Below are 24,752 nucleotides of genomic sequence, written 5' to 3' on the forward strand. Positions count from 1 at the left end.
AAATGGCTCTTAATTGTCAAGAAGCTTTTAATACTGAATTATCCGTTTTAAATGCTATAAAAGAAAATACAGGCTCTATTTCTGTTAAATTAAGTTCTATTTTGCAGGTTTTAAATGATAAATTGTTAAATGGTGGTGGCGCTGGTGATGATGACGCTACTAAAGAAGCTGCCGAAAAAGCTGAAAGAGAAATGGAAAGATTAGATCGTGAAGAGATGAAAAAAGATTTAAAAGATGTTTTGAAGTGTCTTGAATCTCTTTGTAAATCTATAAACGGAAATTCTCCTATTGGTGGTGAATAATGTTACCTTTATTTATTCATTGTTGTGGAAAAGTTCATCTTTTTTTTGATCTTCCTTGTTTATCTTTTGGTTATGATACTAAAGATTATTTTGCTAATTTTATTGATTTTAAACCTGATTCTCATTATGGTGATTTTTTTGTTATTGAATCTGGTTTTTATAAATTTGTTTTTCCTTTTGCTCCTACTTCTTATTATAATTTTTTTATAGTTGTTCCATATATTGGTTATTATTCGTCTTTTGATAATTATAAGATTACTTTTCTTTTTTTTGAAAGAAATTCTTTAGGTAATTTATCTTTATTAGAAAAATCTGTTATTTCTGTTAATGATTTAAAAGATAAATATGATTTTATTGTAAAAACTTATAATGAAGTTTTTTTACAACCTTTTATTTCTTATTTTTCTAATAATTTTTCTAATAAATCTTTTAAATTTTCGTTTTCTCATTTTTTTGATGTTTGGACTTTTGTTGATAAGAATTTTTTAAATTTTAATGATTTTATTCAGTATTTTAATAATGATTTTTTTCCTAAATTTGATAGTTCTAATTTAGATGTTTTAAATTTTTTTATTGAATTTTTTAATTATAAATTTAGAAGTATTGGTGATGTTCCTTTTTCTGTTTTTTCTCGTTTTTCTGATGGTTTTTATTTAAATCATTTTGCACGTGATTCTTCTACTAATTTATATTTTAATAAAGGTTGTTGTAGCGATGCCGTTATATAAGATTACACAAAAACAAGGAAATAGGACTATAACTTCTACATTGGAGGCTAAATCATTAGCAGATTTACAAGCTTTTTTGAGTGCTGTTTCTACAGCTAAAACAACGTGTATTTATGAAGTTCATTTCGAAGATGATTTAGGGCTTCCGCCTGTAGATGATTTTAATTATTTTAAGCAGTTTAAAGCATTTGCAAGTAATAATAATGATGTTACAAAGCAGATTTTACTTCATAACGTAAAAACAACTCTTAATGAAGATAAAATTTATTCTCTTATAAAATCACATCTTGAAGTTGGCGGTTTAAATATTGAATCTATAAAATGCAGATTATTTATGAAATAATTTAATATAGCTTTTTATTTTTTATTTAATATAATTTTAAGTTTTTGATGATATAATTGCGACAAAAGATTGCTATAACAAAGTGTAAAAAGCTAACAGCTTTTTACCGATTGTATTGAAATTTATTTGTGAAAAAAAAATTTCAAGTGCTTAAGCATTTTTTGCTATAACAAAATTCGGGGGTTCGCCTCCGATGGTTGTAATTAAGAGAGCTTTTATGGCTCTCTTTTTTTTTTGCTTAAATTTTTGCTATAATTATAAATGTGAAGTTTATAGCACTTCACGAATACAAAATTTGTTAAGGCTAGTTAATTTATTTAACTAGTCTTTTTTATTTAAAGCCATTTTTTTAAAAATTTTTCATATTTTTCATTATAATAATATATTCCGTATTTTATTTTGGTGTCATCATATAAATTTCTTGCGTCTTCACTTACCCATATTTCTATTCCTCTACTAAAAGGCTCACTGCTTTCGCTTAATATTTCAAAGAAATATCCACTGTGCCATGCTTTTGTTTCATAATCCGTTGTGTATAAATCATTTTCTGGATTTGGAATTTCACATTCTATATCTTCTATAAAATTATTGAAATCTTCAACTGTTCCTTTAAAAATTTTCATTTTTTTCTCCTTTGTTTTTTATAGCTTTTTGCTATTTTTTATGAGTTAATTATAGCATAACAATACTTAATTATATCTTAAATAAAGTATTATTATGCTATTTTTATTTAATTTTTTTTATTTTTATGCTATTTTTTTAAGAAAAATATGATATAATTATATTAAAAAAAAGGATATTATATGAATAAACAGGAATTTCAGGCGCTTTTAAAAAAAGCTGGTATAAATAAAAAAGAACTTTCGGAAATTTCAGGCATTCCATATCCAACTGTAAATGCTTGGGGTTCCAGGACACCTTATCCGCCATATATTGATTTTTTATTAAAAAATTATATAAAATCTAAAATTTACGAAGATATAAAAGATAGGATTTTGGAAATAGAAAAAATAAGCAAATAACAAAGAAAAAATGTATTTCTTTAAAATTACTATATTTTTAAAAGAGTTTTTTTAACCTATAACTTTAATTCTTACTAAATCTTTACTTTTCCATTGCTATAAACTTTTTTCGCCGTTTGTTTAAATGCGTTCTAAATCTTTAAATTATTTGTTTCTTTGTGCGTAAGGATTTCGCACCATTTTTTCGCGATTGATTAAAGTTTTTTTTATTCCTTACTTTTTTCGCGAAAAAATGTGGTGTGCGAAATAAGCCACGGCAATGCCATTCCTATCGCTGAATTACGCGAGATGTTTCAATTTTCCGTTTCCTTTTTTTACAATTTTTTCTTTTTTTCTACCACGCGTTTGCAACCGCTCTGCGGGTGCTACGCGTCTTTTTTCTTTTTTTAATTTTTTTAATTTTTGTTTTTTTATTATTATTCATTTTATTGTTAATTAACAAATACACATCTAAAGGATAGAGAAATGTTAAAACAAAAAATTAATGGCTTAATGCCTTTAACTATTGCGGCTTCTGGAAGTTCTGCGGATATGACTGCTTTACAGGCTGTTCTTGCAGGAGAAGTTGAGAGTTATGAATCTAAGGGTAATGGTGGCACTGCTATGCCTACTATTCCAAATCCCTTAAATCGTAAATCTTTTATTGTTGGTGCAAAAACACCTACAGGTAGAATTAGTTGTTATTTGAATATTCCTCATGTTAAAGTTTCAGCTCATTATAATGAGATAATTGCAGGAATAGTCGGAACATTTGATGCAGGTTACGATAGCACCGTTAAAGCGGGTTATTGCACTATGAAATTTGACGCGTAAGGAGTAAGAAATGGCAAAATGTTTGGTTAGAAATGTTATCGGTGATAGAACTTTCGGTTTTTTAGTTTCAGCTGATTCAGCTACTGCTAAAGGTTTTTGTGAAAATTTTTTAGACGGAACGTTTGAAATTTTTGAAAATGTTGCAAAATCAGGCAATCCTGTTGAAACTTTGGTTAATAAGGTTACGCTTACAGGCAAATCTAATGACGGTAGAAAAGCTACTTTTTCATTTTATGCAAAAAGTAATCTTAATGAAGATGAAATTCGTGCTGCTGTTTTGAATAAGACGTTTAATCAGGTTAAATTCGATGAAGTATATATTATTTCTATGAATCAGATTAAAATTGGTGCTTAACAGTGGAATTTATTTCATATTTTGAAGCAGGGGCTACGGCTCTTGCTTTAATTTTTACATCTTTTAATTATTATATTACATTAAGGCTTAATTCTATAGATCAGCGAATAAAAAGACTTGAAGAATTTGAAAAATATTCAAAAAAAAATTTTGATTTGATTTTTAAAATTTCAGGTCAATTAGATGTAATTTTGGATAGGTGGTTTAAAAAATGAGTGATTTTGAAATTGCTTTTATCAGACTTTGTTTTTTAGAGTTTTCAAACGCATTAAATGTTTTACATAAAAATAAAATTGAAAAAGATATAACATATTATGGAATTTATCGTTTAGCTAATCCGAATTGGCAAGGTTGGCAAGTTGTAGATAAAATTTTAAAATCAAATAATTATAATTTTAAAAAATCAAGTGAAATTTTATATAATAATAATGATTTAACAAAATTAGTAAAAGATTTTTATAAAAAAGAATTTTGGGATAAAATTAAAGGTAGTGAAATTAAAAATCAGGAAGTTGCGAATATTTTATTTATTTTTGCTGTAAATGTAGGATTAAAAAAATCAATTAAAATTTTACAGCAATTTTTAAATTTAAAAATTGACGGAATATTTGGAAATATTACGTTAAATGCTTTAAATAGTTATAATCCAAATGAATTTATTATAAAATTTAAATATAAAGAATTAAAATTTTACGAAAATTTAGTAAGAATAATGAAGAATTTGAAAAATTATCTTAAAGGTTGGATAAATCGCATTTATTTAAGTTAAAATCTTATAATTTGTTCTATTATTTTATTTTTATTTATTGACTTTTATCTTAAAATCTATTTGTGTAAAATGTTGATGTAATTATTAGAGTAAATCACTGTATATAAAGGTTTTAGAGATGAAAATTCATACAAATTTACAATGGTTATAATTAAATATTTTTTATTTTATTTAAAAAAATATTTGCAGCATAAAAGTTATCAAAACAATAATTAATTTTTTATGTAAAATTTGATATTTTTTAATTTTTGCATATTTTACTGACAAATATTGCTTTAGATTTTGCCGTATAATTTATATGTTTGTAGATAATTAAACTTTTACGGATTGTAATTAAATTATTCAAATAAAAAGAGAAAAATTATGCAGATTATAAAATGACCCCTACGAGATTTGAACTCATGTTACCGCCGTGAAAGGGCGATGTCCTAACCGTTAGACGAAGGGGCCAAAATATAAAATTGCTAATAAAAAATTAGCATAAAATGGTGGTCAGAGGCAGAATTGAACTGCCGACACGCAGATTTTCAGTCTACTGCTCTACCGACTGAGCTATCTAACCATCAAAAAAAGAACTGTAATTATACATTTTAATTGCTTAAATATTTATAAAATATTAAATTTTTAAAAAATAAAATTAGCGCTTAAATATCTTTTAATCTAAAATAAATGAATTTTATATGTTATTTAAAAAATTTTAACATCAAAGACGGATTTCGTGTGATTTTAATTTACAAAGATTTATGTGGATTTTAAATAAATAGAACAATTACACGACGTAAAAATTTATTGTTTTAAAATGCGGTATAAAACTATAAAATACTAAAATATTTTTATTAATGGTATCATCAAAACTAAATTTATGTGTATAACAAAGTGCCGATTTAATAAAAAATTAGTTAGAACCTTTTGAACTGCTGAGTTATATTTGCCTGACTTGGCTTTTTATAGTTTTGATAAAGCGGCTATTTTCAATATTTTTATTAATTTTTCTTATAATACTTTTCAATACCATTTTTTGTAATTTTTTATTGTTAACATATTGATTGCAGTTTATTTTATAATAAATAATTTTATTGTTTGCTGTTTTTAAAAAAAGAATAATAAAAAATAAACTACATAACTTTAACACTAAAAGCCGATTTTACAGAGATTATCTTAACAAACTTCAATAAAGATTTATATAGATTTTCAAACATCTGGCGGACAGAGAGGGATTTGAACCCTCGAGCCCTGATTGAGAGCTGCACCCTTAGCAGGGGTGTGGTTTCGGCCACTCACCCATCTGTCCAAGAAATGATTTTTATTTTATCAATAAAATATAGTTTAAAGAATAAAATGTGTCCTGCGTTGGATTCGAACCAACGACCCCCTCCTTAAAAGGGAGATGCTCTACCTACTGAGCTAGCAAGACACGTAAAAATAGTATGTAAGTGCAAAGCACTAAAAATTCGCAATATAAAAATGCGAAATACATAAAGTGGCGCGACGAACGAGGCTCGAACTCGTGACCTCCGCCGTGACAGGGCGGCATTCTAACCAGCTGAACTACCGTCGCATACCATTTGCAAAAGTGGTGGTCGCTAAAAGACTCGAACTTTTGACATCCACCTTGTAAGGGTGGCGCTCTACCAACTGAGCTAAGCGACCAAATTTTTGCAGGAACTGGAATTATACATTTTTGATAATAAAAAACAACTTAAATTAATTCAAATTTTTAAAAATTTTAAAAATTAGTTATACTAACGCTTGAGATTTTTATGAGAAAGCTGTTTTTTTTAATTTTATTGTCGGCGCATCTGTTCGGATACACAAGGCACGATATTGATATGGCGATTTATGGCGTAGCCGTATCACAAGGCGTGCAACCGGAAGTTTTATATACAATTGTAAAAATTGAAAGCGATTTCGATCCTTTTACAATTTCGTTTCTTACAAATATGGAAAATGCAAAATATTTCAGTAATTTAAGTTCGCCAAATATAGATGTTAAAATTTCAAAATATTCGCTGAATAATACAAAATGGGCTGTTGCAATTCATCCGGCAAATGAAATTTTGGCTATGCAAATCGCATCGCTTCTCATAAAAGACGGCTTTAATATCGATGTCGGACTTGGACAATTAAACTCCGTAAATTTTACTCCCGATGAAATTCCGCAAATTTTTTCACCTACATATAATCTCACAAAATGTGCAAAAGTTTTAAGAAAATGCTTCAACGCAAAAAATAAAAATCTCACAAACACCATTGAATGTTACAATTACGGAATGAGAAGGCGCCCTTCAAATCCGTATTTTAATAAATTTTTTCGCCATTATAAAGAATTTTTCGGAGATCCGACAAGATGAAATGTTTAATAACTTTACTAATCTTTGTAAATATGACAACGGCTGAAATTTTAACGGCAAATTATAATATCAGCTATGGAATTTTCGGCTCTTTCGGACATGCAAAAGCTGTTTTAAAACAAGATGGACAAAGTTATGAAATCAGTATGGAAGCAATGACCGATGAAATTGCTAAAACTTTAAGCGGAAACAGGCGCGAAATTTTCAAAAGTCGCGGTTTTATAGAAAACGGTGTATTTGTACCGAACATTTATACACATGATGTTTTTCGCAAGAAAAAAGGTAAAATAAGACACGAAATAAAAGTTTATGAGTTCAATCATACGGCGCGCGAAATTTTATACCAAAAACGCAAATACGATGACGATTTAATGCTTTCAAAAAATAGCGAAATTTTAAAATATTACACTAAAAACGATCTTTTAAGTCTATTTTTCAACTTTAAAAATTTAGCACCAAATAAGCCGAAATTTAAACTTACAGCTGCAGGAGCAAATGAAAAAGACGGACAAATCGACGTAATCAAACCGCAAAATAAAATTTTAACCGAACTTTCAAAAGAGCTTGGAAGCGGCGAAATTTTCATAGCTTTTATAAATCAAAAAATATTTTCAAGCGAGCGCGGCGAGCTTCATTTACTTTTAAACGAACAGGGAATTGCAAAAAAAGCAATTTTGCGCGATGTTCTACTTTTTGGCGATATAAGAGCTGAAATTGCGGAATAACGCCGTAAAAAGCATAGATTTTAAAATTAAATTTTTAAAATTTTATTTATTCTAAACGCTTTAAATTTTAAAATAGTCGGATTGATACAAGTGTTGCCCGGATAGCTTATGTAGAAATAAAATAATGACAATATTGATATAATTGAGTTTATTTTTGTAAAGACAGCTTATTGAATAAAAAAAATCGTAAAAATTTATAAAAATTTATTGAAACAATTATATATCCGGTTATTTCAAAATACGACTTTTGCATACCGAAAAAATAACAAATTTAATCAAATTTTCACGCTTTGCTAAGATAATTTGAAATTAAAATTTTACAGATTTTATAATCTACAGAATTTACAAAAAAATAAACGCGAATTTTTATATAATTTTTAAATACCAAATTTAATATTTTAAAATTTTATAAATTTTAGTTATTGCACTGAAACTGACGATTTAGACATAAATAAAATCGCAAATTAAAAAAGTGCTTTATCCATTACTTTCGGAATTTCAAGACCCAAAATTTTTAAAATTGTAGGTGCTACATTGCTTAATCCGCCATTCTCGATTTTTTTCACACCGTGAGCTTTCAAAAAACAGAACACATCGAACGTCGTGTGATTTGTCAAAATTTCACCGTTTTCATTTTTCATAGCTTCGCAGTTTCCATGATCTGAAATTTGCATATAAGCATAATCGTGTTCATCTGCTACTTTTAAAATTTCACCTATACAACGATCCACGGCTTCCACAGCTTTTATCGCAGCCTCATAATTTCCGGTATGTCCCACCATATCGCCGTTTGCGAAATTTACTACAATAAAATCTTCCCTCGATACAATTCCTTTTTTTACAGCTTCACAAACTTCAAAAGCAGACATTTCCGGTTTTTCATCATAAGTTTTTACTTTCGGGCTTGGAATTAAAATTCGCGTTTCGCCGATATTTGGCGTTTCTTTTCCTCCACCTAAAAAAAACGTCACGTGAGCATATTTTTCCGTTTCGGCTGTATGAAGCTGGCTAAGATTGTTTCGCGCGATAACTTCGCTTAACGTATCTTTTATATCGTCATTTTCAAACATTACAGGAAATTTAAAATTATCATCGTAATTTGTAAGAGTTATGAGATTTTTTACACACTCTTTTCTGTCAAATTCATTAAAATTTTCCGCGCCCAAAGCCGCACAAATTTCACGCGCACGGTCATTTCTGAAATTTATAAAAACAATTCCGTCTTCAGCTTTAATTCCACCAAAATTTCCAAAGCAGGCAGGAATGATAAACTCATCGGTGATTTCCTGTTCGTAAGATTTTTTGATATATTCGCTAGGTGAAATTTTTACGTTATTGGCGCCGTTTTTTATCGTCTCGTAAGCTTTTTGCACGCGCTCGAAACGTTTATCGCGGTCCATGGCATAAAATCTTCCACTAATAGTAGCGATTTTAAATTTTTTTTCCGCTTCATGCACAAAATTTACGGCGCTTTTTGGAGAAACATCGCGTCCATCCGTAATAATATGTGCAAAAGTTTGCGCTCCGTAATTTTCACAAATTTTATAAATCGCTCCAAAATGATTAAGGTGCGAATGCACTCCGCCATCGCTGTAAAGTCCTATGATGTGAATTGTTTTGCATTTTTCCAAAAGTGCGATTAAAGCGCGATTTTTTTTCAAAGTTCCATCAGAAATAGCTTTATCCACTTTAACTAAATTTTGATACAAAATCCGCCCTGCGCCGATTGTCATATGCCCTACTTCGCTATTTCCCATTTGTCCGTCAGGAAGTCCGACAGCCAGTCCGCTCGTTTTTAAAAGTGAATTGGCAAAATTATCAAACATATAATCAAAATTCGGTTTTTTGGCATTTGCAAACGCGTTAAATTTGTTATTTTTATTAAATCCGATTCCATCCGTTATCACTAAAATACATTTTTGTTTCATAATTTCTCTTTTCATAAAATGATAATATAAGCAAAATTTTAATATAATTTCGCTTTTATTTGTTTTAAGGTCAGAATTTTGCTTTATTTTTTATATAAAATTTTAAATATCAATATTTTAAATTACATCACTGTGCGCGCCGGCATCGCGTTTTTTGCAGCGTTTTTTTTAACCGCTTTTTTTATGCCACGTTTTATAGCCTGGGCAAAAAACAAACACGCCAACCAACCGATTTATGAACTTGCACCGCAATCGCACAAAGCTAAAAACAAAACCCCTACAATGGGCGGAATTGTTTTTATTACAGCTACTTTGTTATCTTCGCTTCTTTGCTCAAACTTAACAAACACTTTTGTAATAGGCGGAATTTTATGCCTTTTCGGATTTAGTTTTATCGGTTTTAAAGATGACTACGGCAAAATTGCAGGTCACAGTAATCACGCAGGAATGAGCCCGAGAAAGAAATTTATGTATCAAATCGGCTTATCTTTTGCGCTTTCAATAATATTATTTTTATTTGCTAATCTCAGTGGAGAATTTTTTATACCGTTTTATAAATACGCGCTTTTTAACTTGCAATTTTTTGCGATTTTCTTTTGGATGCTTGTAATCACGGCAAGTTCGAATTCCGTAAATTTAACAGACGGACTTGACGGACTTGCAAGTATTCCATCTATTTTTGCGCTTGTTTCGCTTGGAATTTTTGTATATCTTTGCGGACACTCAGTATTTTCAGCTTATCTGTTTCTACCGAAAGTAGTAGGAGTCGGTGAACTTTGCGTTGTAATTTTTGCACTAATCGGCGCAATTCTTGGATTTTTATGGTATAACTGCTATCCGGCTCAAGTTTTTATGGGCGATAGCGGGAGTTTAAGCGTAGGCGCATTTATAGGATACACAGGCGTAGTCAGCAAAAATGAAATTTTACTTATTATAATAGGTTTTGTTTTTGTAATAGAAACACTTTCAGTAATCTTGCAAGTAGGAAGCTTTAAAATTCGCAAAAAACGTATTTTTCTTATGGCACCGATTCATCACCATTTTGAACTGAAAGGCTGGAATGAAAATAAAATTATCGTGCGATTTTGGATTATCGCGCTAATCGCAAATATAATCGCACTGACAACTTTAAAATTGAGGTAAAAAATGTCAAAATCACTTTTTGGATACGGATTAACTACGAAAGCTATCGCAACTAGCGGCGGCTGGGAAATTTTTGATGATAAATTTAAAGAATGTAAAAAAGACGAATTCGGAAATTCGCTTTTGCCGATTAATAAATTTGATGCGCAAAAAAGCGAACTTGAAATTCCAAGTCCAAGCTTTCCACGCAAACATCCGCTTACCATGGCGGCAAAAAATTTAATCAGTGAATACGATTATTTTTCGCCGAAAACCAATGCTTTTAAAATTTGGATAAGCGGCACAAACGGTAAAACAACAACCACAAAAATGACGCAATTTTTATTGAAAAAATACGGTAGTGATATGGGCGGAAATGTCGGAATTCCTTTGGCAAATCTTGATTTAAACGCTAAAATTTGGGTTTTGGAGACAAGCTCTTTTACACTTCATTACACAAATTATGCAGTTCCGGGAATTTACGCGCTTTTGCCGATAACCCCTGATCATTTAAGCTGGCATGGAAGCATGACCGAATATGAAAAAACAAAATTAAAACCGCTTGCAAAAATGCACGAAGGAGATGTTGCAATTTTACCTGAAAAATATGCAAGCACAAAAAGCGTGGCGAAAATTTTAACTTACAAAAACGAAGAAGATTTAGCGAAATTAACCGGAATTTCTATAAAAAACGTAAATTTTAAAGTACCTTTTTTAATGGATGCTTTAATGGCGCTTTTGATAGAAAAAATTATGTTTGATAAAGCGGACGTTGATATTTTAAATAACTTCGTAATTGAAGGAAACAAATTGGAAGAATTTTATGATGCGCGAGGAAGAATTTGGGTAAATGATACCAAAGCTACAAATATAGATGCCGCTATTTGGGCTGTTCGCAGATACAAAGAGAAAAAAATTCACTTAATCTCAGGCGGAGATGACAAAGGTGTAGATTTACATCCGCTCTTTGAAGAAATTGCAAAATTTAATCCTGAAATTTATGCAATCGGCTCAAATACTGATAAAATCGTAACTTTATGCGAAGAATTTAATCTTAAATGCACACGTTGCGAAATTTTAACAAAAGCGGTAGATGAAATTTCAAAAAATTTATTAAAAGATGAAGTTGCACTTTTAAGCCCTGCTTGCGCAAGTTTGGATCAATTTTCAAGTTATGCCGAGCGAGGAAAAATTTTTAAAGAAGCTGTAAATAAAATTTTAAAATAACATACAAAATTTAAATTTTTTGCGAAATATCAGTTTATATAATGTTATCAAAATAATTATTAGATAGCTTATAATCTAAAAAGATTAAAAATTTTATATATGGTTAATAAGACGATTATTTGATTTAATAACTTAATTAAATATAGTGCTGATTAAAATTCATATTTGACATAATATAATTAAATACTAAAATAATAATAATAAAGTGTATATTGGCGACCCTTGCGAGATTTGAACTGCGCGTTTTCGCATTGAGAATGCGATGTCCTGAGCCACTAGACGAAAAGGTCATTTAAAAATTTGCTATTTTACTAATAATTTTCTTAAAAATCAATTTTGATTTTTAAGAAAATTTAAAACAGGCATTTTTTAAAACATAAAAAAACGGATAAATTTACATTTAAAATAATCTTAATTTCAGTGTCTTTTAAGGTAGTTTTCTATACAATCACACTTTTTAATTCAAAAACGAAAGGCGAAAAAAATGACAAAAATTACAAAGCCGAGCGAAATTAAACGCGATTGGGTCGTTATAGATGCAAACGGCAAAATTTTCGGTAGAATGCTTACACAAGTCGCAACTCTTTTGCGCGGCAAACACAAACCAGGATACACTCCAAATATCGATTGTGGCGATAATGTCATCATTATAAATGCTTCAAAAGCTGTTTATACAGGTTTAAACAAAGGCGAAGACAAACTTTATCACAGATATTCAGGCTATTTTGGAAGTGTAAAAAGCACAAAATTCGAGGATATGTTAAAAAGTAATCCTGTTAAGCTTTACAAACTTGCAGTTCGTGGCATGCTTCCAAAAACAAAACTTGGCAAAGAGATGATTAAAAAACTATTTGTATATGAAGGCAGCGAACATCCGCACACAGCACAAATTAAAAAAGAAGGAAAATAATTATGGCAACGATTTATGCAACAGGAAAAAGAAAAACAGCCGTAGCAAAGATTTGGATGAAACCGGGCAGCGGTAAAATCGTCGTAAATGAGATGGATTTAAACACTTGGCTTGGCGGACACGAAGCTATTAAACTTAAAGTTGTTCAACCGCTTTTAGCTACAAAACAAGAAAATTCTATGGATATAAAAGCAATCACGCTTGGCGGCGGATACAGCGCACAAGCCGAAGCTTTAAGACATGGAATTTCACGTGCTTTATCAAAAATGGACGCTGATTTCAGAGCCGCTTTAAAACCGAAAGGTCTTTTAACTCGAGATTCGCGTGTAGTAGAAAGAAAGAAATTCGGACGCAGAAAAGCAAGAAGAAGTCCGCAATTTTCTAAGAGATAGTTTTTATTCTCACAAAAATATTTTAATTTTTGTGAGAATTTTAAAAATTTTATGATATAATCATAAATTGTTATTGAAATTTTGAAAGGATTAAAATGAAAAAACTTTTAATTGCACTTAGTTTATGTGCATCAACAGCGCTTTTGGCAAGCGATGCCGATTATCACTGGGAATTTACACCTGTAGTTGGCGGAACAGTTCACGAAGGAAGCATGGATCTTGACAACAGCTTTACTTTTGGTTTAAGAGTTGCAAAAAATTTGCAAGATGCTTTTATAGACCAAATTGAGCTTGGATATGACAGAGGAGAACATATCGGTTTAGCAAACGGTGCCGTAGGCAAAAAACCTAATGCAAACGTTTATCATATCAATGCCGTAAAAGACATTTTAAATTTTACAGATGATTTAAAATTATATGGCTTGATTGGTTTAGGATACATGGATTATACAAAAAAAGTGGCAAATAGAGACCTTGATAGCGGATTTGGCCAATATGGTGCCGGAATAAAATACTATTGGACAGATAATTTTGCTACAAAAGTTGAAGTTAGAGACGCTATAAGATTTGATGACGGCGATCACATAATGTTCTATTCTTTAGGATTTGCTGCTGATTTCGGTGCTAGAAATCCGGCTCCAGTTGCTGCAGAACCAGCTTCTTGCGTAGATTCTGATAATGACGGCGTTTGCGATAACGTTGATAAATGCCCTGGAACTCCGGCAGGTGTAGTTGTAGATGAATTCGGTTGCGAAAAAGTTATAAGATTGGATCTTGGTGTAAATTTTGCATTTGACAGTGCTGAAATTTCACCAAAATATTACTCTGAACTTGAAAAAGTAAGCAGTATTATGAAAGAACACGCTGAATATTCTGTTCGTCTAGAAGGCAACACAGACAGTATAGGAAAAGAAGCTTACAATCAAAAACTTTCAGAAAGAAGAGCAAATGCCGTTTCAAAAGCTTTGGTAAAACTTGGCGTTCCTGCTGAAAAAATTACAACTGTAGGTCTTGGAGAAAAAAATCCGGTAGCTACAAACGATACAGCAGAAGGTCGCGCTCAAAATAGACGCGTTGATGCAAAATTCAGAAAATAATTTTTGATTTAAAAATTATTCTTTGGCGGGGCTTTGGCTCCGCCTTTTTTATTTTGGTAAATTTTTATGAACGATACTACGATTTTATTTGATTTAGACGGTACTTTAATTGATTCTACAGCTGCGATTTTAGAAAGTTTTAAATTTTCATTTGAAATGTATGGAGAAATTTGTCCGCAAGATGAAAAAATCACGGAGCTTATCGGATATCCGCTTGATTATATGTTTATTCATCTTGGAGTTGAAAATCAAAAAGAAAAGATTGAAAATCACATCAAATTTTATAAAATGAAATATCATCAAGTTTATTTGGATAAAACTTCGCTTATTTCAGAAGCAAAAGAGGCTTTAAAAAAATGTCATCAATTTGCAGATCTTGGCGTTGTTACAACAAAAACTTCCAAATTTTCCAAAATTTTACTTAACCATTTAGGAATTGGAACATTTTTTAAAACAATTATAGGTAGAGAAGATGCCAAAAATCCAAAACCAAATGCCGAACCGATACTAAACGCTCTTAAAATGTTAAAAAAATCAAAAGAGCAAGCCTTTATGATAGGCGATACAATTTTAGATTTAAAATCCGCAATAAACGCAAATGTTACGCCAATCGCTCTCACTTGCGGATATGGCAAGCTTGAAGATCTGCAAAAATTCACAAAATACATTTTTTCTACACCTTTTGAAGCGGCGAATTTTATTTCTAACTTAAAAAAATAAAATTAAAGCAATATATAAATCTCATTTTAAGTTAATTTTTGTAAAATTCTCATAATTTTCTTTTAGGAGTTGTTATGAGCAAAATCATGAAGACTATGGACGGAAACGAAGCTGCTGCTTATGTTTCTTACGCTTTTACGGAGGTGGCAGGAATTTATCCTATTACACCTAGTTCGCCGATGGCTGATTATACTGATGTCTGGGCAAGCCGTGGCAAAAAAAATCTTTTTGGAATGCCCGTTAAAGTTGTTGAAATGCAAAGTGAAGGCGGCGCTGCCGGAACTGTGCATGGTTCGCTTCAAGCAGGTGCGCTTACTACGACCTATACAGCCGCACAAGGTTTGCTTTTAAAAATTCCGAATATGTATAAAATTGCAGGACAGATGCTTCCGGGAGTTATCCACGTTGCAGCCAGATCGCTTGCTGCACAAGCACTTTCAATCTTTGGAGATCACCAAGATGTTTATGCCTGTAGACAAACCGGTTTTGCAATGCTTTCGAGTGCAAGTGTACAGGAAGTTATGGATATCGGCGGTATTGCTCACTTAGCCGCAATCAAAGGTCGCGTACCATTTCTACACTTCTTCGACGGTTTTCGCACAAGCCACGAAATTCAAAAAATAGAGGTTATGGATTACGCAGATTTCGATAAACTTTTAGATAGAAAAGCCGTTCAAGCTTTTCGCGATAATGCACTGAACTCAGAACATCCAAAAACACGTGGAACTGCACAAAACGATGATATATATTTCCAAACAAGGGAGCTTTCAAATAAATATTATGAAGCAGTTCCTGATATTGTAGCCGATTATATGGCTGAAATTTCAAAAATCACAGGCAGAGATTATAAACCGTTTAATTATTACGGCGCAAAAGACGCTACAAATATCATAGTTGCAATGGGTTCTGTAAATGAGGCGCTGGAAGAAGTTGTGGATTATTTGACAAGCAAAGGCGAAAAAGTCGGCGTTATAAAAGTTCATCTTTATCGACCGTTCAGTCTAAAATATTTCTTTGACGTATTACCAAAAAGCGTTGAAAGAATCGCTGTTTTAGACCGCACGAAAGAGCCTGGAAGTATTGGCGAACCGCTTTATTTGGATATAAAATCAGCATTTTACGGAAATAAAAAAGAACCGTTGATTATAGGCGGACGCTACGGCTTGAGTTCAAAAGACGTTGATCCTGCACAACTTATCGCAGTTTTTGAAAATTTAAAATCAAAAGAGCCGAAAAATCGCTTTACAGTCGGTATTGATGATGATGTTACTTTTACTTCACTAAAAGTAGGCAAAAAAATTTCACTTGGCGATCAAGACGCGATAGAGTGTTTATTTTATGGACTTGGAGCAGACGGAACTGTAGGAGCTAATAAAAACTCAATTAAAATCATCGGAGATAAAACCGATCTTTATGCGCAAGCTTATTTCGCTTATGACAGTAAAAAATCAGGCGGATATACAAGAAGCCATTTAAGATTTGGCAAAAAACCGATCCGCTCAACTTATCTGGTATCAAATCCGCACTTCGTAGCTTGCTCGGTTGCGGCTTATCTTGATGTATATGACGTAGTAGATGGGATACGTGAAGGCGGCACTTTTTTATTAAATTCAATTTGGGATGCAAAAGAGACGATTGAAAAAATTCCAAACAAAGTAAAAAGAATTTTAGCTGAGAGGAAAGCTAAATTTTATATCCTGAATGCAACAAAACTTGCTTCTGAAATAGGACTTGGAAACCGCACAAATACAATTATGCAATCAGCATTTTTTAAACTTGCAAACATAATTCCTTTTGATGACGCAAAAGCTTATATGAAAGAGTATGCTAAAAAAACTTACGGCAAAAAAGGCGATAAAATTGTTCAAATGAATTATGATGCGATTGACCGCGGTGCAGATGGACTTATAGAGATAAAAGTAGATCCTGCGTGGATAAATCTTAAAGATGAAACTACAAATGAACACGATAAATACAAAGGTGACAAATTTATAGAATCTGTTGTAAAACCTATAAATGCGGCACGCGGCGATAAACTTCCTGTTTCAGCATTTTTAGGACACGAAGACGGCAGTTTTGAAGCGGGCACTACAAAATATGAAAAACGTGGTGTTGGTGTAATGGTGCCAAAATGGATAAAAGAAAATTGTATCCAATGCAATCAATGCGTTTTTGTTTGCCCTCATGCTGTAATTCGCGCATTTTTGCTTGATGAAAAAGACGAACAGAATTCACCTGAGAGTTTAAAACCTAATTTGATTGATGCAAAAGGCAAAGATGTAAAAGGGTATAAATATAAAATTCAAGTAAGCCCGCTTGATTGTACAGGTTGCGAACTTTGCGCACAAAATTGTCCAAGCAAGGAAAAATCTCTTGTAATGGTTCCGCTTGAAGAAGAAATTGACAATAAAGAACAAGAAAATGCCGATTATTTGTTTCAAAATGTTACTTACAAATCGGATCTTACAGGAAAAGAGAGTGTAAAAGGTATCGGTTTTGCAAAACCTTATTTTGAATTTCACGGTGCGTGTCCTGGATGCGGCGAAACACCTTATATCACAGCAGTTTCAAGATTATTCGGTGACCATATGATTGTAGCAAATGCGACAGGTTGCAGCTCGATTTACGGCGGCTCTGCACCTTCTATGCCTTATACGCATGACGAAAACGACAGAGGTATCGCTTGGGCAAACTCACTTTTTGAAGATAATGCCGAATTTGGTTTTGGTATGAGAGTGGCGAGCGAGACATTAAGACACCAAATAGAAAATATAATGCTTGAAACAAAAAAAGATGTTCCAAACGCACTTAGCGCACTTTATACAGACTGGATAGAAAACCGCAACGACAGCCTTAAATCAGCCGAAATTCGTGATCGCTTAATTCCTTTGCTTGAAGCGAATAAAAAAGAAAAAGGCGTAGCTGAAATTTTAGGTTTGAAACAATATCTATCTAAAAAATCTCAATGGATTATAGGCGGTGACGGCTGGGCTTATGATATCGGTTATGGCGGACTTGATCACGTTTTGGCAAGCGGCGAAAACATAAATGTGCTTGTTCTTGATACAGAAGTTTATTCAAACACAGGCGGACAAAGTTCAAAAGCAAGCCGCACAGGTTCAATAGCACAATTTACAGCAAGTGGAAAATCCGTCCAAAAGAAAGATTTAGGACAAATTGCGATGACTTACGGCAACATTTTTGTAGCTCAAATCAACTCAAACGCAAGTCAGGCAAATATGATAAAAGCCATCCTGGCAGCCGAAGCATACGACGGACCTAGCCTTATTATTTGTTACGCGCCTTGTATTTCGCATGGTATAAAAGGCGGTTTGGCTAAATCAGGAAATCAAGCCGAACTTGCAACAAAATGCGGATATTGGCCGACTTATATATTTAATCCTGAACTCTTAAAAAGCGGACAAAATCCTTTGAAAATAACTTCGAAAGAGCCGGATTGGGAACTTTATGATGAATTTTTGTCAAATGAAGTTCGCTACAATGCGCTTAAGAAATTTAATCCTGATCACGCAAGTGAGCTTTTAGAACAAAACAAAAAAGATTCTCAAAGAAGATATCGCCAACTGGTTAGATTTTCAAAATCAGATTTCAGCGATGAAATTTAGTTCAGAAAGCCCTTTTTGGGCTTTCTTTCATCATTATTTTTTAGATTAAAATCTGCATTATAAATTTAAAATTCTTAATTTTGTTTGATTTTAAAAATTTGCAAAAACAGAAAACAGCTCACGAGCAAAAACATTACATAAATGGCAAAATTACTATTAACACCGACCAAAAATTTTTATGAAATTTCGAATGGCAAATTAATGGAAAAATTAAAAATCATTTTTTAATCAAATATAGTACAAATAACCTGATTTAAGTTGCTGAAAATATAGTAAATTTTTACTGTCATAAATTTTTCTTTTGAAATTTTTGTAAAATTTGCAATATTTATTTTATCTTATTTAAAAAATATAAAACCGGTTTTAGCTTTTTATAATATAAGTTATGTTATTTTTAAAACGAACTTAACGGCACGAAAAGTCATAAATTAAAGAATTTCAAATAATTTTAAATTCCAAATTTTTGATTTTGCTGAAATTTAACAGAAACCGCGCATAAAAATATGCAGGTTTTAATAAAAAACAGGAGAAAAAAGATGAAAAAAATATTTTTTATGTCAATAGTTGCTTCGATGCTAATTATCAGTAATTCGGCGGCTACCGAAAATAACGACACGAATAAAAGTTTAAATCAGGATTCAAATATAAGCATTGATGGCAATATAACCGTTTCAGACGCAAATACCTCATCTATCGATACTAATACTACAGCAAATTTAGATAAACCTGCTTTAAATATTGATATTAAAAAAGGTGAAGAACTTTATAAAAAATGCACTATGTGTCATGGAAAAAAAGCGGAAATGTCTTATCTTAAAAAAATTCCCGTTTTAACTGCTGTAGATAAAGAAGAAAGACTTTCAACTATGAAAGCTCTCAAAAACGGAGAAATAAATGACGGAAAAGGAAAATTCGGCATGGGTCAGGTTATGAAAATTCAAATGGCAAAATTTAGCGATGAAGATATGCTGAATGTAAATGAGTATATTGAAACATTGAAATAAAAATTTCTAAATTTTAAATGACCGGTCATTATTTTAGATCGTCAACTACGAAAATAGTTCTAATAGAGCGGTAAAATTATAAAATCGCTCTATTATTTAAAATTTTTCAAAGTTATAAGTTTGCTAAACTTCGCAATAATAGAATTTACTTTTACGAATATTTTTATTATGAAAAATACAGCAATTTTTAACAAGTTTTTGCCGCCTCTATTTTAATAAATCAAAACAAATAAATATAAATTGTTATTTGTTGTGTTAATGCACATCGTTTATAGTTCAATATTTTTTATAACGAAACTTAGATAATAAATATTTCAAATATAACAATGCGTATAAAATTATTTAATAAAAGGAATTCAAAAAGGCATATTTTTATATAAAAAACTGCCTGAAACATTAAAAATCGGACATTTCAAGCTGTTTTGAAGCAGGAATGTTTAAAACACAAAAATTAATTAAAGCATATTATAAATATCTTACATTTGTCGTATTAATTAGAATTTTTATTTTTTAGATGATCTTTACTCTTACACTTTTTTGAATTACAATCGCACTACAAATATTTTCATAATCTTTAAATGGGTTTTGATTTGATAAATATCATTAGGATAAATTATACTATATTGAATAAAAATTCAGAAAGTTGCAAATATTTAAATTTGCAACTTTAAAAAAGAAATTATATTCTGTCGGTTTTATTAATTCTTACAAAATACGGCTCTTTATCTTTTGCACGCATAATACCAATCGCTATACACACTAATCCGATCGCAATAGGCAATAACTTCTCAATCCAAGAATCTTAACAAGTAACCCAAGCAAATAAACAAAATACCAGCTAAAAATATGCTAAACCATTTTTTACCATAATGTATTTCGGCTTGACAACCTCTACACACAGAAGCACCGTATTTTTATCTTCTTGTCCGCAAAATGGGCAAACTAAAAATTCTTTTTCATTGTTTTCCATAAAATTTTCCTTTTAAAAATATTTTGGATATTTTACCCCCGCTTAAAATTTTTTGAATTTGTGTTAGAAATTTTAATTTTTCACTGCGTTTAAAATTTCTTTTTCAAAATTAACTTTACTTTCAAATTTAAAATTTTCTTCTAAAAATTCAAATTCTAAATTTTGTGCGTTAAGGTAAAAGTCTTGAAGTTCCTGTTAAATTCTTACGCTTGAAAATCGATAAAAACAATTTTAAACTTTTTAAAATTGTTTTGTAAAATCTCAGAAAAGTTTAAAAAAGCATTTTTTGCGATAAAATTAAAATTTTCAATAAAAACAACAAAATTTTACAAAATTTCAAGCAACAAATTAATGAAAAAAACCAAAAAAATCGCAGAAATTAAAAAAAGATTTATATCATAAATTTTGTTCAAAAGAATATGTTGCTCTTCATCCAAAAATATCTTAAAACTTATATAAAACAGTATCAAATCATAACAAATTGCATAAGATATAATTTTAAAAATAAATTTTTTATTCCTTAAATGAAAAAATGTATTGTAGCAATTAGTTTATGAAAATTTGCAATATTTTTATTTATATTTATCAAAACTTCTTTATTTCATACTTAATAAAATAATTTTAATAATATATAAATTTAAAGCCACAAAAATAACTAATTTTATGCTCTCAGCGCTTATCAATGCTTGCACTAAAAAGACAATTATCGGCACGAAAAATAGATATTTTGCAGATTTTTTAAAAAATATATAAAATTTTGCAGCAGTGATGACTTTTATTTTTTTACAAACAAAGTAATTTATAATAAAAAAATTAAGAGCAGTATACAACATAATAATTAAACTGTTGTGTATAAAAATATATAATTTCAGCATTCCATTAACCGCTATATAAATCTCATTTTGGACATTATCGATTTCTTCTATATAACAAGAAGTTGATAGTAAAATTTTAAAAATTTCTATGACGACAGAAGCGATAGGCATTATAATAACAAGTTGAAAAAAAGTGGCTTTAAATAATCTTCCTGTTTTTATTTTTTTAGCGACTGTTTTTTTCATAAATACGCTCCTAATTTAATTTTAACTTTTGGCATTTTATTCTCCTTTTGTTTTTATCTATTTCTATAACCATTATTGGAATTAAAACCCACTATTTCACTCACACAATGGTATGTGTGATGACGATATCCACGCTATTTTCATATTTTGCTAAATTTTTCCATGCATTTTCCATATCGTTTTGATTTATCGCTTCTTTTGTCCACCAAGATTTATCTGGTGTTCGCCACTCTTTGTCGATACTCAACACTCCACCCATTGTAAAAATTTTACGCCCGTCTATTTGATATATTTCACCGCACATTAGATGAAATACACTTGTTGAGCCGTGCCACCTTAAATTAGCAAGTTTTATAGGCATTCAAACGATTAAAATTTCATGATTTCCATTGATAAACAGCGTAGTGTAATTTTGACTGTCAAAAAATTTCAGCCATTTTTTCTCATTAGTACTTATTTTATCATCCCAAATAAAATCCGAAGTCACCTGTGACAATTATAAAATCATCTTTGCAAAGTTCGCTATCATCAATTCTAAGAAATTTATCCACATCGCCAATGCTTCCGCCGTGCGTATCGCCTGTAACATAAATCATCTTTTTCCGTCATAAATTAAAATTTTCAATAAAAACAATAAAATTTTACAAAATTAAAAATTTAGATAGTATTTTTTTATCTTCAAACGGCGAAGCGTTAAAAATTTCATCTGCGATTTTTACTCTGTAAATTTTACTGAAATCCGTTTTAGCATAAGTAAGCGCGATTTTGGCGGCAAGATTTTTATCTTCCGTGCCAGCTGTTTTTATTAAAAAACTGCTTGCGCCTACGATGTCATCTATAAAATCAATTTTTGTAAATTTTGGATTATTTATCATTTCAAGTTTATTGTTTTCATCTTCGTTTCTTCCAACGACCATTTTTGCACCGCCAAAAAGGCGCAAATGGCGACCGAATTTTAAAATTTCAGCGTCTTTTACGCACTCGATTTTTTCAAATTTCAGTGCGTCTTTGATTTTATTGCTGAAATTTTCAAGCGTAAGCAAACATCCTCCGGCAGGTGTTTCAAAATCATTAAAACCGAATTTTTTGGCAAGTTCCATCTGTCTTACACGAGAGCGACCGCTTATATCAAGCAATTTTTCGCGATCAATCCAGCCTAAAATCTCAGGTCTGCTTGGCGATAAAAGTTTCGCACAAAGCGGACGTACAATCAAATCGCTATCGCCACTTAAATGATTTACCTGATTTATGGCGGCACTTCTTTGACTCATCGGACGCTGTCCTAAAACCTCTCCCGTGATAATAAAATCGGCCCCGAAACGTGCCAAAGAGTTAAGCGCTGTTCTAAACATAAATCCGTGACAATCAATACAAGGATTAAAATGTTTGCCATATCCATATTTAGGACTGAAAAGCACATTTTTAAGATACTCTTCGCGTACATCGATGATTGCAAAATCAGCGCCCGCAACACCGGCGCGGCGCGCAAGAATTTCACTTTTATCATCCTTGCTTCCAAAACCTATATCAATATGAAGTGCGGTCACCTCAACGCCCATATCAGAGATAATTTTTGCTGCAAGCATTGAATCAAGCCCGCCGCTAAAAAGCGCTAACGCTTTCATGATAATTCCTTTATTTCTTGTCTTATTTGCTCCATTTTAATAAATTTATCTTTTTCATCGCTTCTTGCCAAACGCAAAAGTTCATTTTTGCAAAAGTTAATTTTCAAAATACTTATCGCTTTTGAAAAAGAGCGTAAATTATTACTTTCTTTAATTGAATCGTCAATCATAAGTTCCCTTAAAATCGGATTCTCCTGCCATTTTACACCTGATTTTAAAATTTCAAAAATATCTGCGTGAGCCCTAAAATTTTTGCTTTTTAATTCGTCCAAACCAAGAAGTTTGAAATTTTCATCGCTTATCATTGTTTTTAAAATTTCAAGTTCGGCGATATCTTTTTTATGAGCTTTTGGCATAAGAGGTATTTCCGGACTAGAGCTTAAATTATTTTTTTTATTTGTTAAAGAAAATGAGCCGATCGGCAAATTAAGCACTGCCGAAACTAAATTTTCATATCCCATAGCGACAATGGAATCAAGCGAAAAAGTTAACTTTTGAATTTCACTTAAAGCTTCTTTTCGCAAAATAGGTTTTGATAAATCAAAATTTGAAGCAATTTGGCGTATTAAAAATTCTCCCCCTTCAACACCTTTGGAATAAATTTCCCTAAGCTCATCTATTTTTCCTGCAAAAACCATATCTGCAGGATCTGCGCCGTTTTCAATGATTACCACGCTTGTGTTAATCTCATTTTTAAGTAAAAGTTCAGCACTTCTGACAGCAGCCCTTATTCCTGCCGTATCTCCGTCAAAACTTAAAATTATATGAAATTTCATACGCTTTAAAATCGGCAGATGCTGCTCTGTAAGAGCAGTTCCTAGCACAGCTACAGCGTTTGTAATTCCTGCTTTATGAAGCATTATCACATCCATATAGCCTTCGCAAATTATAAGTTCATTTTTTTTCACTGCATCTTTGCGTGCCAAATCATAAGCATAAAAAATTTTTGATTTATTAAAAACGGAACTATCCGGACTATTTACATATTTCGCTTTATTTTCACTATTTAGTGTGCGACCGCCAAAACCGACAATACGCGATCTCTCATCAAAAATAGGAAAAGTTATTCTATCAATAAAACTTGCATAAAAACCGTTTTCATTTTGTTTGATCGCGCCGACCGCTAAAGCTTCACCTGGCTCTATTTGTTCATTTTCGAGCGCTCTTATGGTATTTGCGGAACCAGGCGCCCATCCAAGCCCGAAATTTTGTATCGTTTTATCATCAAGCCCACGCGAATAAAGATAATCTATAGCTTTTTTATTTGAATACAACAAACTTTGATAATAAGCATTCAGCATTTCCAAAATTTTTTTATCGTCTTTTTTTTCTTTGTCGGCAAAATCATCGCTTGTGTAACTTAGCTCAAAATTATACATTTTAGCTAAAATTTGGACAGCTTCCACAAAACCGACTTTTTCATATTCCATTATAAAATTTATCGCCCCGCCGCCCGCTTCACAAACAAAACAGTGGTAAATTTGTTTAGTCGGACTTATCATTAAACTTGGATGTGTATCATTATGAAACGGACAAATCGCCTGAAAATTTGCACCGCTTTTTTTGACATCCAAATAATGTCCTATAACTTCAACAATATCTGATATTTGTATGAGTTTGTCTATACTTTCTTTTGCTATCATAAGCCAAATTATACACGAT

At 31.2% G+C, this 24,752-nt stretch carries 26 protein-coding genes and 7 tRNA genes; 18 read left to right on the top strand and 15 right to left on the bottom strand.

Annotated elements, in window-relative coordinates; genetic code table 11:
- Positions 1 to 2: 2 nt before the first annotated feature.
- Genes CHAB381_RS07355 through CHAB381_RS07365 form a run of 3 tightly spaced genes read left to right on the top strand, consistent with a single transcriptional unit; the run spans position 3 to position 1,373 of the window.
- Entirely contained in the window at positions 3 to 302 is a 300-nt protein-coding gene (locus tag CHAB381_RS07355) for a hypothetical protein (RefSeq protein ID WP_012109411.1), read from the top strand.
- Positions 302 to 1,030: a hypothetical protein gene (locus CHAB381_RS07360; protein WP_012109412.1), complete on the top strand. Its 729-nt coding sequence runs from the start codon at positions 302 to 304 to the stop codon at positions 1,028 to 1,030. The genes CHAB381_RS07355 and CHAB381_RS07360 overlap by 1 nt, the downstream gene beginning before the upstream one ends.
- Positions 1,017 to 1,373 (top strand): hypothetical protein, encoded by a 357-nt coding sequence (locus CHAB381_RS07365; RefSeq protein ID WP_041570534.1) that lies wholly within the window; start codon positions 1,017 to 1,019, stop codon positions 1,371 to 1,373. Before CHAB381_RS07360 ends, CHAB381_RS07365 begins: the two co-directional genes overlap by 14 nt.
- Positions 1,374 to 1,708: 335 nt before the next feature.
- Here CHAB381_RS07365 and CHAB381_RS07370 read toward each other — a convergent pair whose 3' ends face one another.
- The gene (locus CHAB381_RS07370) at positions 1,709 to 1,996 is read right to left on the bottom strand and encodes a hypothetical protein (protein ID WP_012109414.1); all 288 of its coding nucleotides are present in this window, start codon (positions 1,994 to 1,996) and stop codon (positions 1,709 to 1,711) included.
- Positions 1,997 to 2,176: 180 nt separating this feature from the next.
- Here CHAB381_RS07370 and CHAB381_RS07375 point away from each other — a divergent pair, with 180 nt between their 5' ends.
- The 5 genes from CHAB381_RS07375 to CHAB381_RS07395 all read left to right on the top strand — a co-directional run bounded on the left by CHAB381_RS07375 (position 2,177) and on the right by CHAB381_RS07395 (position 4,332).
- Positions 2,177 to 2,395: a helix-turn-helix domain-containing protein gene (locus CHAB381_RS07375; protein WP_012109415.1), complete on the top strand. Its 219-nt coding sequence runs from the start codon at positions 2,177 to 2,179 to the stop codon at positions 2,393 to 2,395.
- 465 nt (positions 2,396 to 2,860) lie between these two features.
- On the top strand, positions 2,861 to 3,208 hold the full coding sequence (locus CHAB381_RS07380; RefSeq protein WP_012109416.1) for a hypothetical protein: 348 nt from the start codon (positions 2,861 to 2,863) through the stop codon (positions 3,206 to 3,208).
- A 10-nt stretch (positions 3,209 to 3,218) separates the two neighbouring features.
- The gene (locus CHAB381_RS07385) at positions 3,219 to 3,563 is read left to right on the top strand and encodes a hypothetical protein (protein WP_012109417.1); all 345 of its coding nucleotides are present in this window, start codon (positions 3,219 to 3,221) and stop codon (positions 3,561 to 3,563) included.
- 2 nt (positions 3,564 to 3,565) lie between these two features.
- Positions 3,566 to 3,778 carry a hypothetical protein gene (locus CHAB381_RS07390; protein ID WP_012109418.1) on the top strand — a complete coding sequence of 71 codons (213 nt, stop codon included), beginning with the start codon at positions 3,566 to 3,568 and terminating at the stop codon, positions 3,776 to 3,778.
- The gene (locus tag CHAB381_RS07395) at positions 3,775 to 4,332 is read left to right on the top strand and encodes a putative peptidoglycan-binding domain-containing protein (RefSeq protein WP_012109419.1); all 558 of its coding nucleotides are present in this window, start codon (positions 3,775 to 3,777) and stop codon (positions 4,330 to 4,332) included. The genes CHAB381_RS07390 and CHAB381_RS07395 overlap by 4 nt, the downstream gene beginning before the upstream one ends.
- Positions 4,333 to 4,710: 378 nt before the next feature.
- Here CHAB381_RS07395 and CHAB381_RS07400 read toward each other — a convergent pair.
- From CHAB381_RS07400 to CHAB381_RS07430, 6 genes are all read right to left on the bottom strand, one after another.
- Positions 4,711 to 4,782: transfer RNA gene (locus tag CHAB381_RS07400), tRNA-Glu, on the bottom strand.
- 36 nt (positions 4,783 to 4,818) lie between these two features.
- A tRNA-Phe gene (locus CHAB381_RS07405) sits at positions 4,819 to 4,894 on the bottom strand.
- 638 nt (positions 4,895 to 5,532) lie between these two features.
- A tRNA-Ser gene (locus CHAB381_RS07415) sits at positions 5,533 to 5,623 on the bottom strand.
- A 50-nt stretch (positions 5,624 to 5,673) separates the two neighbouring features.
- Positions 5,674 to 5,746, bottom strand: a tRNA-Lys gene (locus CHAB381_RS07420).
- Positions 5,747 to 5,813: 67 nt separating this feature from the next.
- Positions 5,814 to 5,890, bottom strand: a tRNA-Asp gene (locus CHAB381_RS07425).
- Between the two features lie 16 nt (positions 5,891 to 5,906).
- A tRNA-Val gene (locus CHAB381_RS07430) sits at positions 5,907 to 5,982 on the bottom strand.
- Positions 5,983 to 6,092: 110 nt separating this feature from the next.
- On the opposite strand from CHAB381_RS07430, the gene CHAB381_RS07435 reads away from it, so the two are divergent.
- Together CHAB381_RS07435 and CHAB381_RS07440 are read left to right on the top strand one after the other, a co-directional pair.
- On the top strand, positions 6,093 to 6,683 hold the full coding sequence (locus CHAB381_RS07435) for a transglycosylase SLT domain-containing protein (RefSeq protein WP_041570536.1): 591 nt from the start codon (positions 6,093 to 6,095) through the stop codon (positions 6,681 to 6,683).
- Positions 6,680 to 7,408: a hypothetical protein gene (locus tag CHAB381_RS07440; RefSeq protein WP_012109421.1), complete on the top strand. Its 729-nt coding sequence runs from the start codon at positions 6,680 to 6,682 to the stop codon at positions 7,406 to 7,408. The genes CHAB381_RS07435 and CHAB381_RS07440 overlap by 4 nt, the downstream gene beginning before the upstream one ends.
- Before the next feature lie 464 nt (positions 7,409 to 7,872).
- Here CHAB381_RS07440 and gpmI read toward each other — a convergent pair whose 3' ends face one another.
- Positions 7,873 to 9,336 (bottom strand): 2,3-bisphosphoglycerate-independent phosphoglycerate mutase, encoded by a 1,464-nt coding sequence (gpmI, locus tag CHAB381_RS07445; protein WP_012109422.1) that lies wholly within the window; start codon positions 9,334 to 9,336, stop codon positions 7,873 to 7,875.
- A gap of 78 nt (positions 9,337 to 9,414) precedes the next feature.
- On the opposite strand from gpmI, the gene mraY reads away from it, so the two are divergent.
- Both mraY and murD read left to right on the top strand, forming a co-directional pair.
- The gene (mraY, locus tag CHAB381_RS07450) at positions 9,415 to 10,479 is read left to right on the top strand and encodes a phospho-N-acetylmuramoyl-pentapeptide-transferase (protein WP_012109423.1); all 1,065 of its coding nucleotides are present in this window, start codon (positions 9,415 to 9,417) and stop codon (positions 10,477 to 10,479) included.
- Between the two features lie 3 nt (positions 10,480 to 10,482).
- A complete protein-coding gene (gene murD, locus CHAB381_RS07455; RefSeq protein WP_012109424.1) occupies positions 10,483 to 11,685 on the top strand; it encodes a UDP-N-acetylmuramoyl-L-alanine--D-glutamate ligase in 1,203 nt (400 codons plus the stop codon).
- A gap of 213 nt (positions 11,686 to 11,898) precedes the next feature.
- Here murD and CHAB381_RS07460 read toward each other — a convergent pair.
- Positions 11,899 to 11,975, bottom strand: a tRNA-Glu gene (locus CHAB381_RS07460).
- A gap of 194 nt (positions 11,976 to 12,169) precedes the next feature.
- On the opposite strand from CHAB381_RS07460, the gene rplM reads away from it, so the two are divergent.
- From rplM to CHAB381_RS07490, 6 genes are all read left to right on the top strand, one after another.
- Positions 12,170 to 12,595 carry a 50S ribosomal protein L13 gene (gene rplM / locus CHAB381_RS07465; protein ID WP_012109425.1) on the top strand — a complete coding sequence of 142 codons (426 nt, stop codon included), beginning with the start codon at positions 12,170 to 12,172 and terminating at the stop codon, positions 12,593 to 12,595.
- A 2-nt stretch (positions 12,596 to 12,597) separates the two neighbouring features.
- On the top strand, positions 12,598 to 12,987 hold the full coding sequence (gene rpsI, locus CHAB381_RS07470) for a 30S ribosomal protein S9 (RefSeq protein ID WP_012109426.1): 390 nt from the start codon (positions 12,598 to 12,600) through the stop codon (positions 12,985 to 12,987).
- Positions 12,988 to 13,082: 95 nt separating this feature from the next.
- Positions 13,083 to 14,084, top strand: a complete 1,002-nt coding sequence (locus CHAB381_RS07475; protein WP_012109427.1) for an OmpA family protein — start codon at positions 13,083 to 13,085, stop codon at positions 14,082 to 14,084.
- A 66-nt stretch (positions 14,085 to 14,150) separates the two neighbouring features.
- Positions 14,151 to 14,804 (top strand): HAD family hydrolase, encoded by a 654-nt coding sequence (locus tag CHAB381_RS07480; RefSeq protein ID WP_012109428.1) that lies wholly within the window; start codon positions 14,151 to 14,153, stop codon positions 14,802 to 14,804.
- A 74-nt stretch (positions 14,805 to 14,878) separates the two neighbouring features.
- Positions 14,879 to 18,430 carry a pyruvate:ferredoxin (flavodoxin) oxidoreductase gene (gene nifJ, locus CHAB381_RS07485; RefSeq protein WP_012109429.1) on the top strand — a complete coding sequence of 1,184 codons (3,552 nt, stop codon included), beginning with the start codon at positions 14,879 to 14,881 and terminating at the stop codon, positions 18,428 to 18,430.
- A gap of 536 nt (positions 18,431 to 18,966) precedes the next feature.
- Positions 18,967 to 19,434 carry a c-type cytochrome gene (locus CHAB381_RS07490; protein WP_012109430.1) on the top strand — a complete coding sequence of 156 codons (468 nt, stop codon included), beginning with the start codon at positions 18,967 to 18,969 and terminating at the stop codon, positions 19,432 to 19,434.
- An 838-nt stretch (positions 19,435 to 20,272) separates the two neighbouring features.
- On the opposite strand, the gene CHAB381_RS09145 is transcribed toward CHAB381_RS07490, so the two are convergent.
- The 6 genes from CHAB381_RS09145 to dnaG form a co-directional block, all read right to left on the bottom strand.
- Entirely contained in the window at positions 20,273 to 20,404 is a 132-nt protein-coding gene (locus CHAB381_RS09145; RefSeq protein WP_012109431.1) for a hypothetical protein, read from the bottom strand.
- Positions 20,405 to 21,000: 596 nt separating this feature from the next.
- On the bottom strand, positions 21,001 to 21,465 hold the full coding sequence (locus CHAB381_RS07495) for a hypothetical protein (protein ID WP_012109433.1): 465 nt from the start codon (positions 21,463 to 21,465) through the stop codon (positions 21,001 to 21,003).
- A 100-nt stretch (positions 21,466 to 21,565) separates the two neighbouring features.
- Entirely contained in the window at positions 21,566 to 21,826 is a 261-nt protein-coding gene (locus CHAB381_RS07500; RefSeq protein WP_012109434.1) for a hypothetical protein, read from the bottom strand.
- A 100-nt stretch (positions 21,827 to 21,926) separates the two neighbouring features.
- The gene (locus CHAB381_RS09150; RefSeq protein WP_012109436.1) at positions 21,927 to 22,061 is read right to left on the bottom strand and encodes a hypothetical protein; all 135 of its coding nucleotides are present in this window, start codon (positions 22,059 to 22,061) and stop codon (positions 21,927 to 21,929) included.
- Positions 22,062 to 22,106: 45 nt separating this feature from the next.
- Positions 22,107 to 23,090: an argininosuccinate synthase domain-containing protein gene (locus CHAB381_RS07505; RefSeq protein ID WP_012109437.1), complete on the bottom strand. Its 984-nt coding sequence runs from the start codon at positions 23,088 to 23,090 to the stop codon at positions 22,107 to 22,109.
- Complete coding sequence (gene dnaG / locus CHAB381_RS07510; RefSeq protein WP_012109438.1) at positions 23,087 to 24,733, bottom strand: DNA primase; 1,647 nt, start codon at positions 24,731 to 24,733, stop codon at positions 23,087 to 23,089. The genes CHAB381_RS07505 and dnaG overlap by 4 nt, the downstream gene beginning before the upstream one ends.
- Positions 24,734 to 24,752: the final 19 nt, after the last annotated feature.

This window comes from Campylobacter hominis ATCC BAA-381 (genome assembly GCF_000017585.1).
Classification (GTDB): domain Bacteria; phylum Campylobacterota; class Campylobacteria; order Campylobacterales; family Campylobacteraceae; genus Campylobacter_B; species Campylobacter_B hominis.

Bases quoted from the DNA above. Each gene is read 5' to 3' on its own strand.
- CHAB381_RS07475 (WP_012109427.1), top strand. From the start codon at position 13,083: ATGAAAAAACTTTTAATTGCACTTAGTTTATGTGCATCAACAGCGCTT.
- CHAB381_RS07385 (WP_012109417.1), top strand. From the start codon at position 3,219: ATGGCAAAATGTTTGGTTAGAAATGTTATCGGTGATAGAACTTTCGGT.
- CHAB381_RS07505 (WP_012109437.1), bottom strand. From the start codon at position 23,090: ATGAAAGCGTTAGCGCTTTTTAGCGGCGGGCTTGATTCAATGCTTGCA.
- rpsI (WP_012109426.1), top strand. From the start codon at position 12,598: ATGGCAACGATTTATGCAACAGGAAAAAGAAAAACAGCCGTAGCAAAG.
- CHAB381_RS07395 (WP_012109419.1), top strand. From the start codon at position 3,775: ATGAGTGATTTTGAAATTGCTTTTATCAGACTTTGTTTTTTAGAGTTT.
- CHAB381_RS07500 (WP_012109434.1), bottom strand. From the start codon at position 21,826: ATGCCTATAAAACTTGCTAATTTAAGGTGGCACGGCTCAACAAGTGTA.
- CHAB381_RS07480 (WP_012109428.1), top strand. From the start codon at position 14,151: ATGAACGATACTACGATTTTATTTGATTTAGACGGTACTTTAATTGAT.
- CHAB381_RS07375 (WP_012109415.1), top strand. From the start codon at position 2,177: ATGAATAAACAGGAATTTCAGGCGCTTTTAAAAAAAGCTGGTATAAAT.
- CHAB381_RS07380 (WP_012109416.1), top strand. From the start codon at position 2,861: ATGTTAAAACAAAAAATTAATGGCTTAATGCCTTTAACTATTGCGGCT.
- CHAB381_RS07370 (WP_012109414.1), bottom strand. From the start codon at position 1,996: ATGAAAATTTTTAAAGGAACAGTTGAAGATTTCAATAATTTTATAGAA.
- CHAB381_RS07360 (WP_012109412.1), top strand. From the start codon at position 302: ATGTTACCTTTATTTATTCATTGTTGTGGAAAAGTTCATCTTTTTTTT.
- gpmI (WP_012109422.1), bottom strand. From the start codon at position 9,336: ATGAAACAAAAATGTATTTTAGTGATAACGGATGGAATCGGATTTAAT.
- CHAB381_RS07490 (WP_012109430.1), top strand. From the start codon at position 18,967: ATGAAAAAAATATTTTTTATGTCAATAGTTGCTTCGATGCTAATTATC.
- CHAB381_RS09145 (WP_012109431.1), bottom strand. From the start codon at position 20,404: ATGGAAAACAATGAAAAAGAATTTTTAGTTTGCCCATTTTGCGGACAA.
- CHAB381_RS07365 (WP_041570534.1), top strand. From the start codon at position 1,017: ATGCCGTTATATAAGATTACACAAAAACAAGGAAATAGGACTATAACT.
- murD (WP_012109424.1), top strand. From the start codon at position 10,483: ATGTCAAAATCACTTTTTGGATACGGATTAACTACGAAAGCTATCGCA.
- CHAB381_RS07495 (WP_012109433.1), bottom strand. From the start codon at position 21,465: ATGAAAAAAACAGTCGCTAAAAAAATAAAAACAGGAAGATTATTTAAA.
- CHAB381_RS07440 (WP_012109421.1), top strand. From the start codon at position 6,680: ATGAAATGTTTAATAACTTTACTAATCTTTGTAAATATGACAACGGCT.
- nifJ (WP_012109429.1), top strand. From the start codon at position 14,879: ATGAGCAAAATCATGAAGACTATGGACGGAAACGAAGCTGCTGCTTAT.
- CHAB381_RS09150 (WP_012109436.1), bottom strand. From the start codon at position 22,061: ATGATTTATGTTACAGGCGATACGCACGGCGGAAGCATTGGCGATGTG.
- CHAB381_RS07355 (WP_012109411.1), top strand. From the start codon at position 3: ATGGCTCTTAATTGTCAAGAAGCTTTTAATACTGAATTATCCGTTTTA.
- rplM (WP_012109425.1), top strand. From the start codon at position 12,170: ATGACAAAAATTACAAAGCCGAGCGAAATTAAACGCGATTGGGTCGTT.
- dnaG (WP_012109438.1), bottom strand. From the start codon at position 24,733: ATGATAGCAAAAGAAAGTATAGACAAACTCATACAAATATCAGATATT.
- CHAB381_RS07435 (WP_041570536.1), top strand. From the start codon at position 6,093: ATGAGAAAGCTGTTTTTTTTAATTTTATTGTCGGCGCATCTGTTCGGA.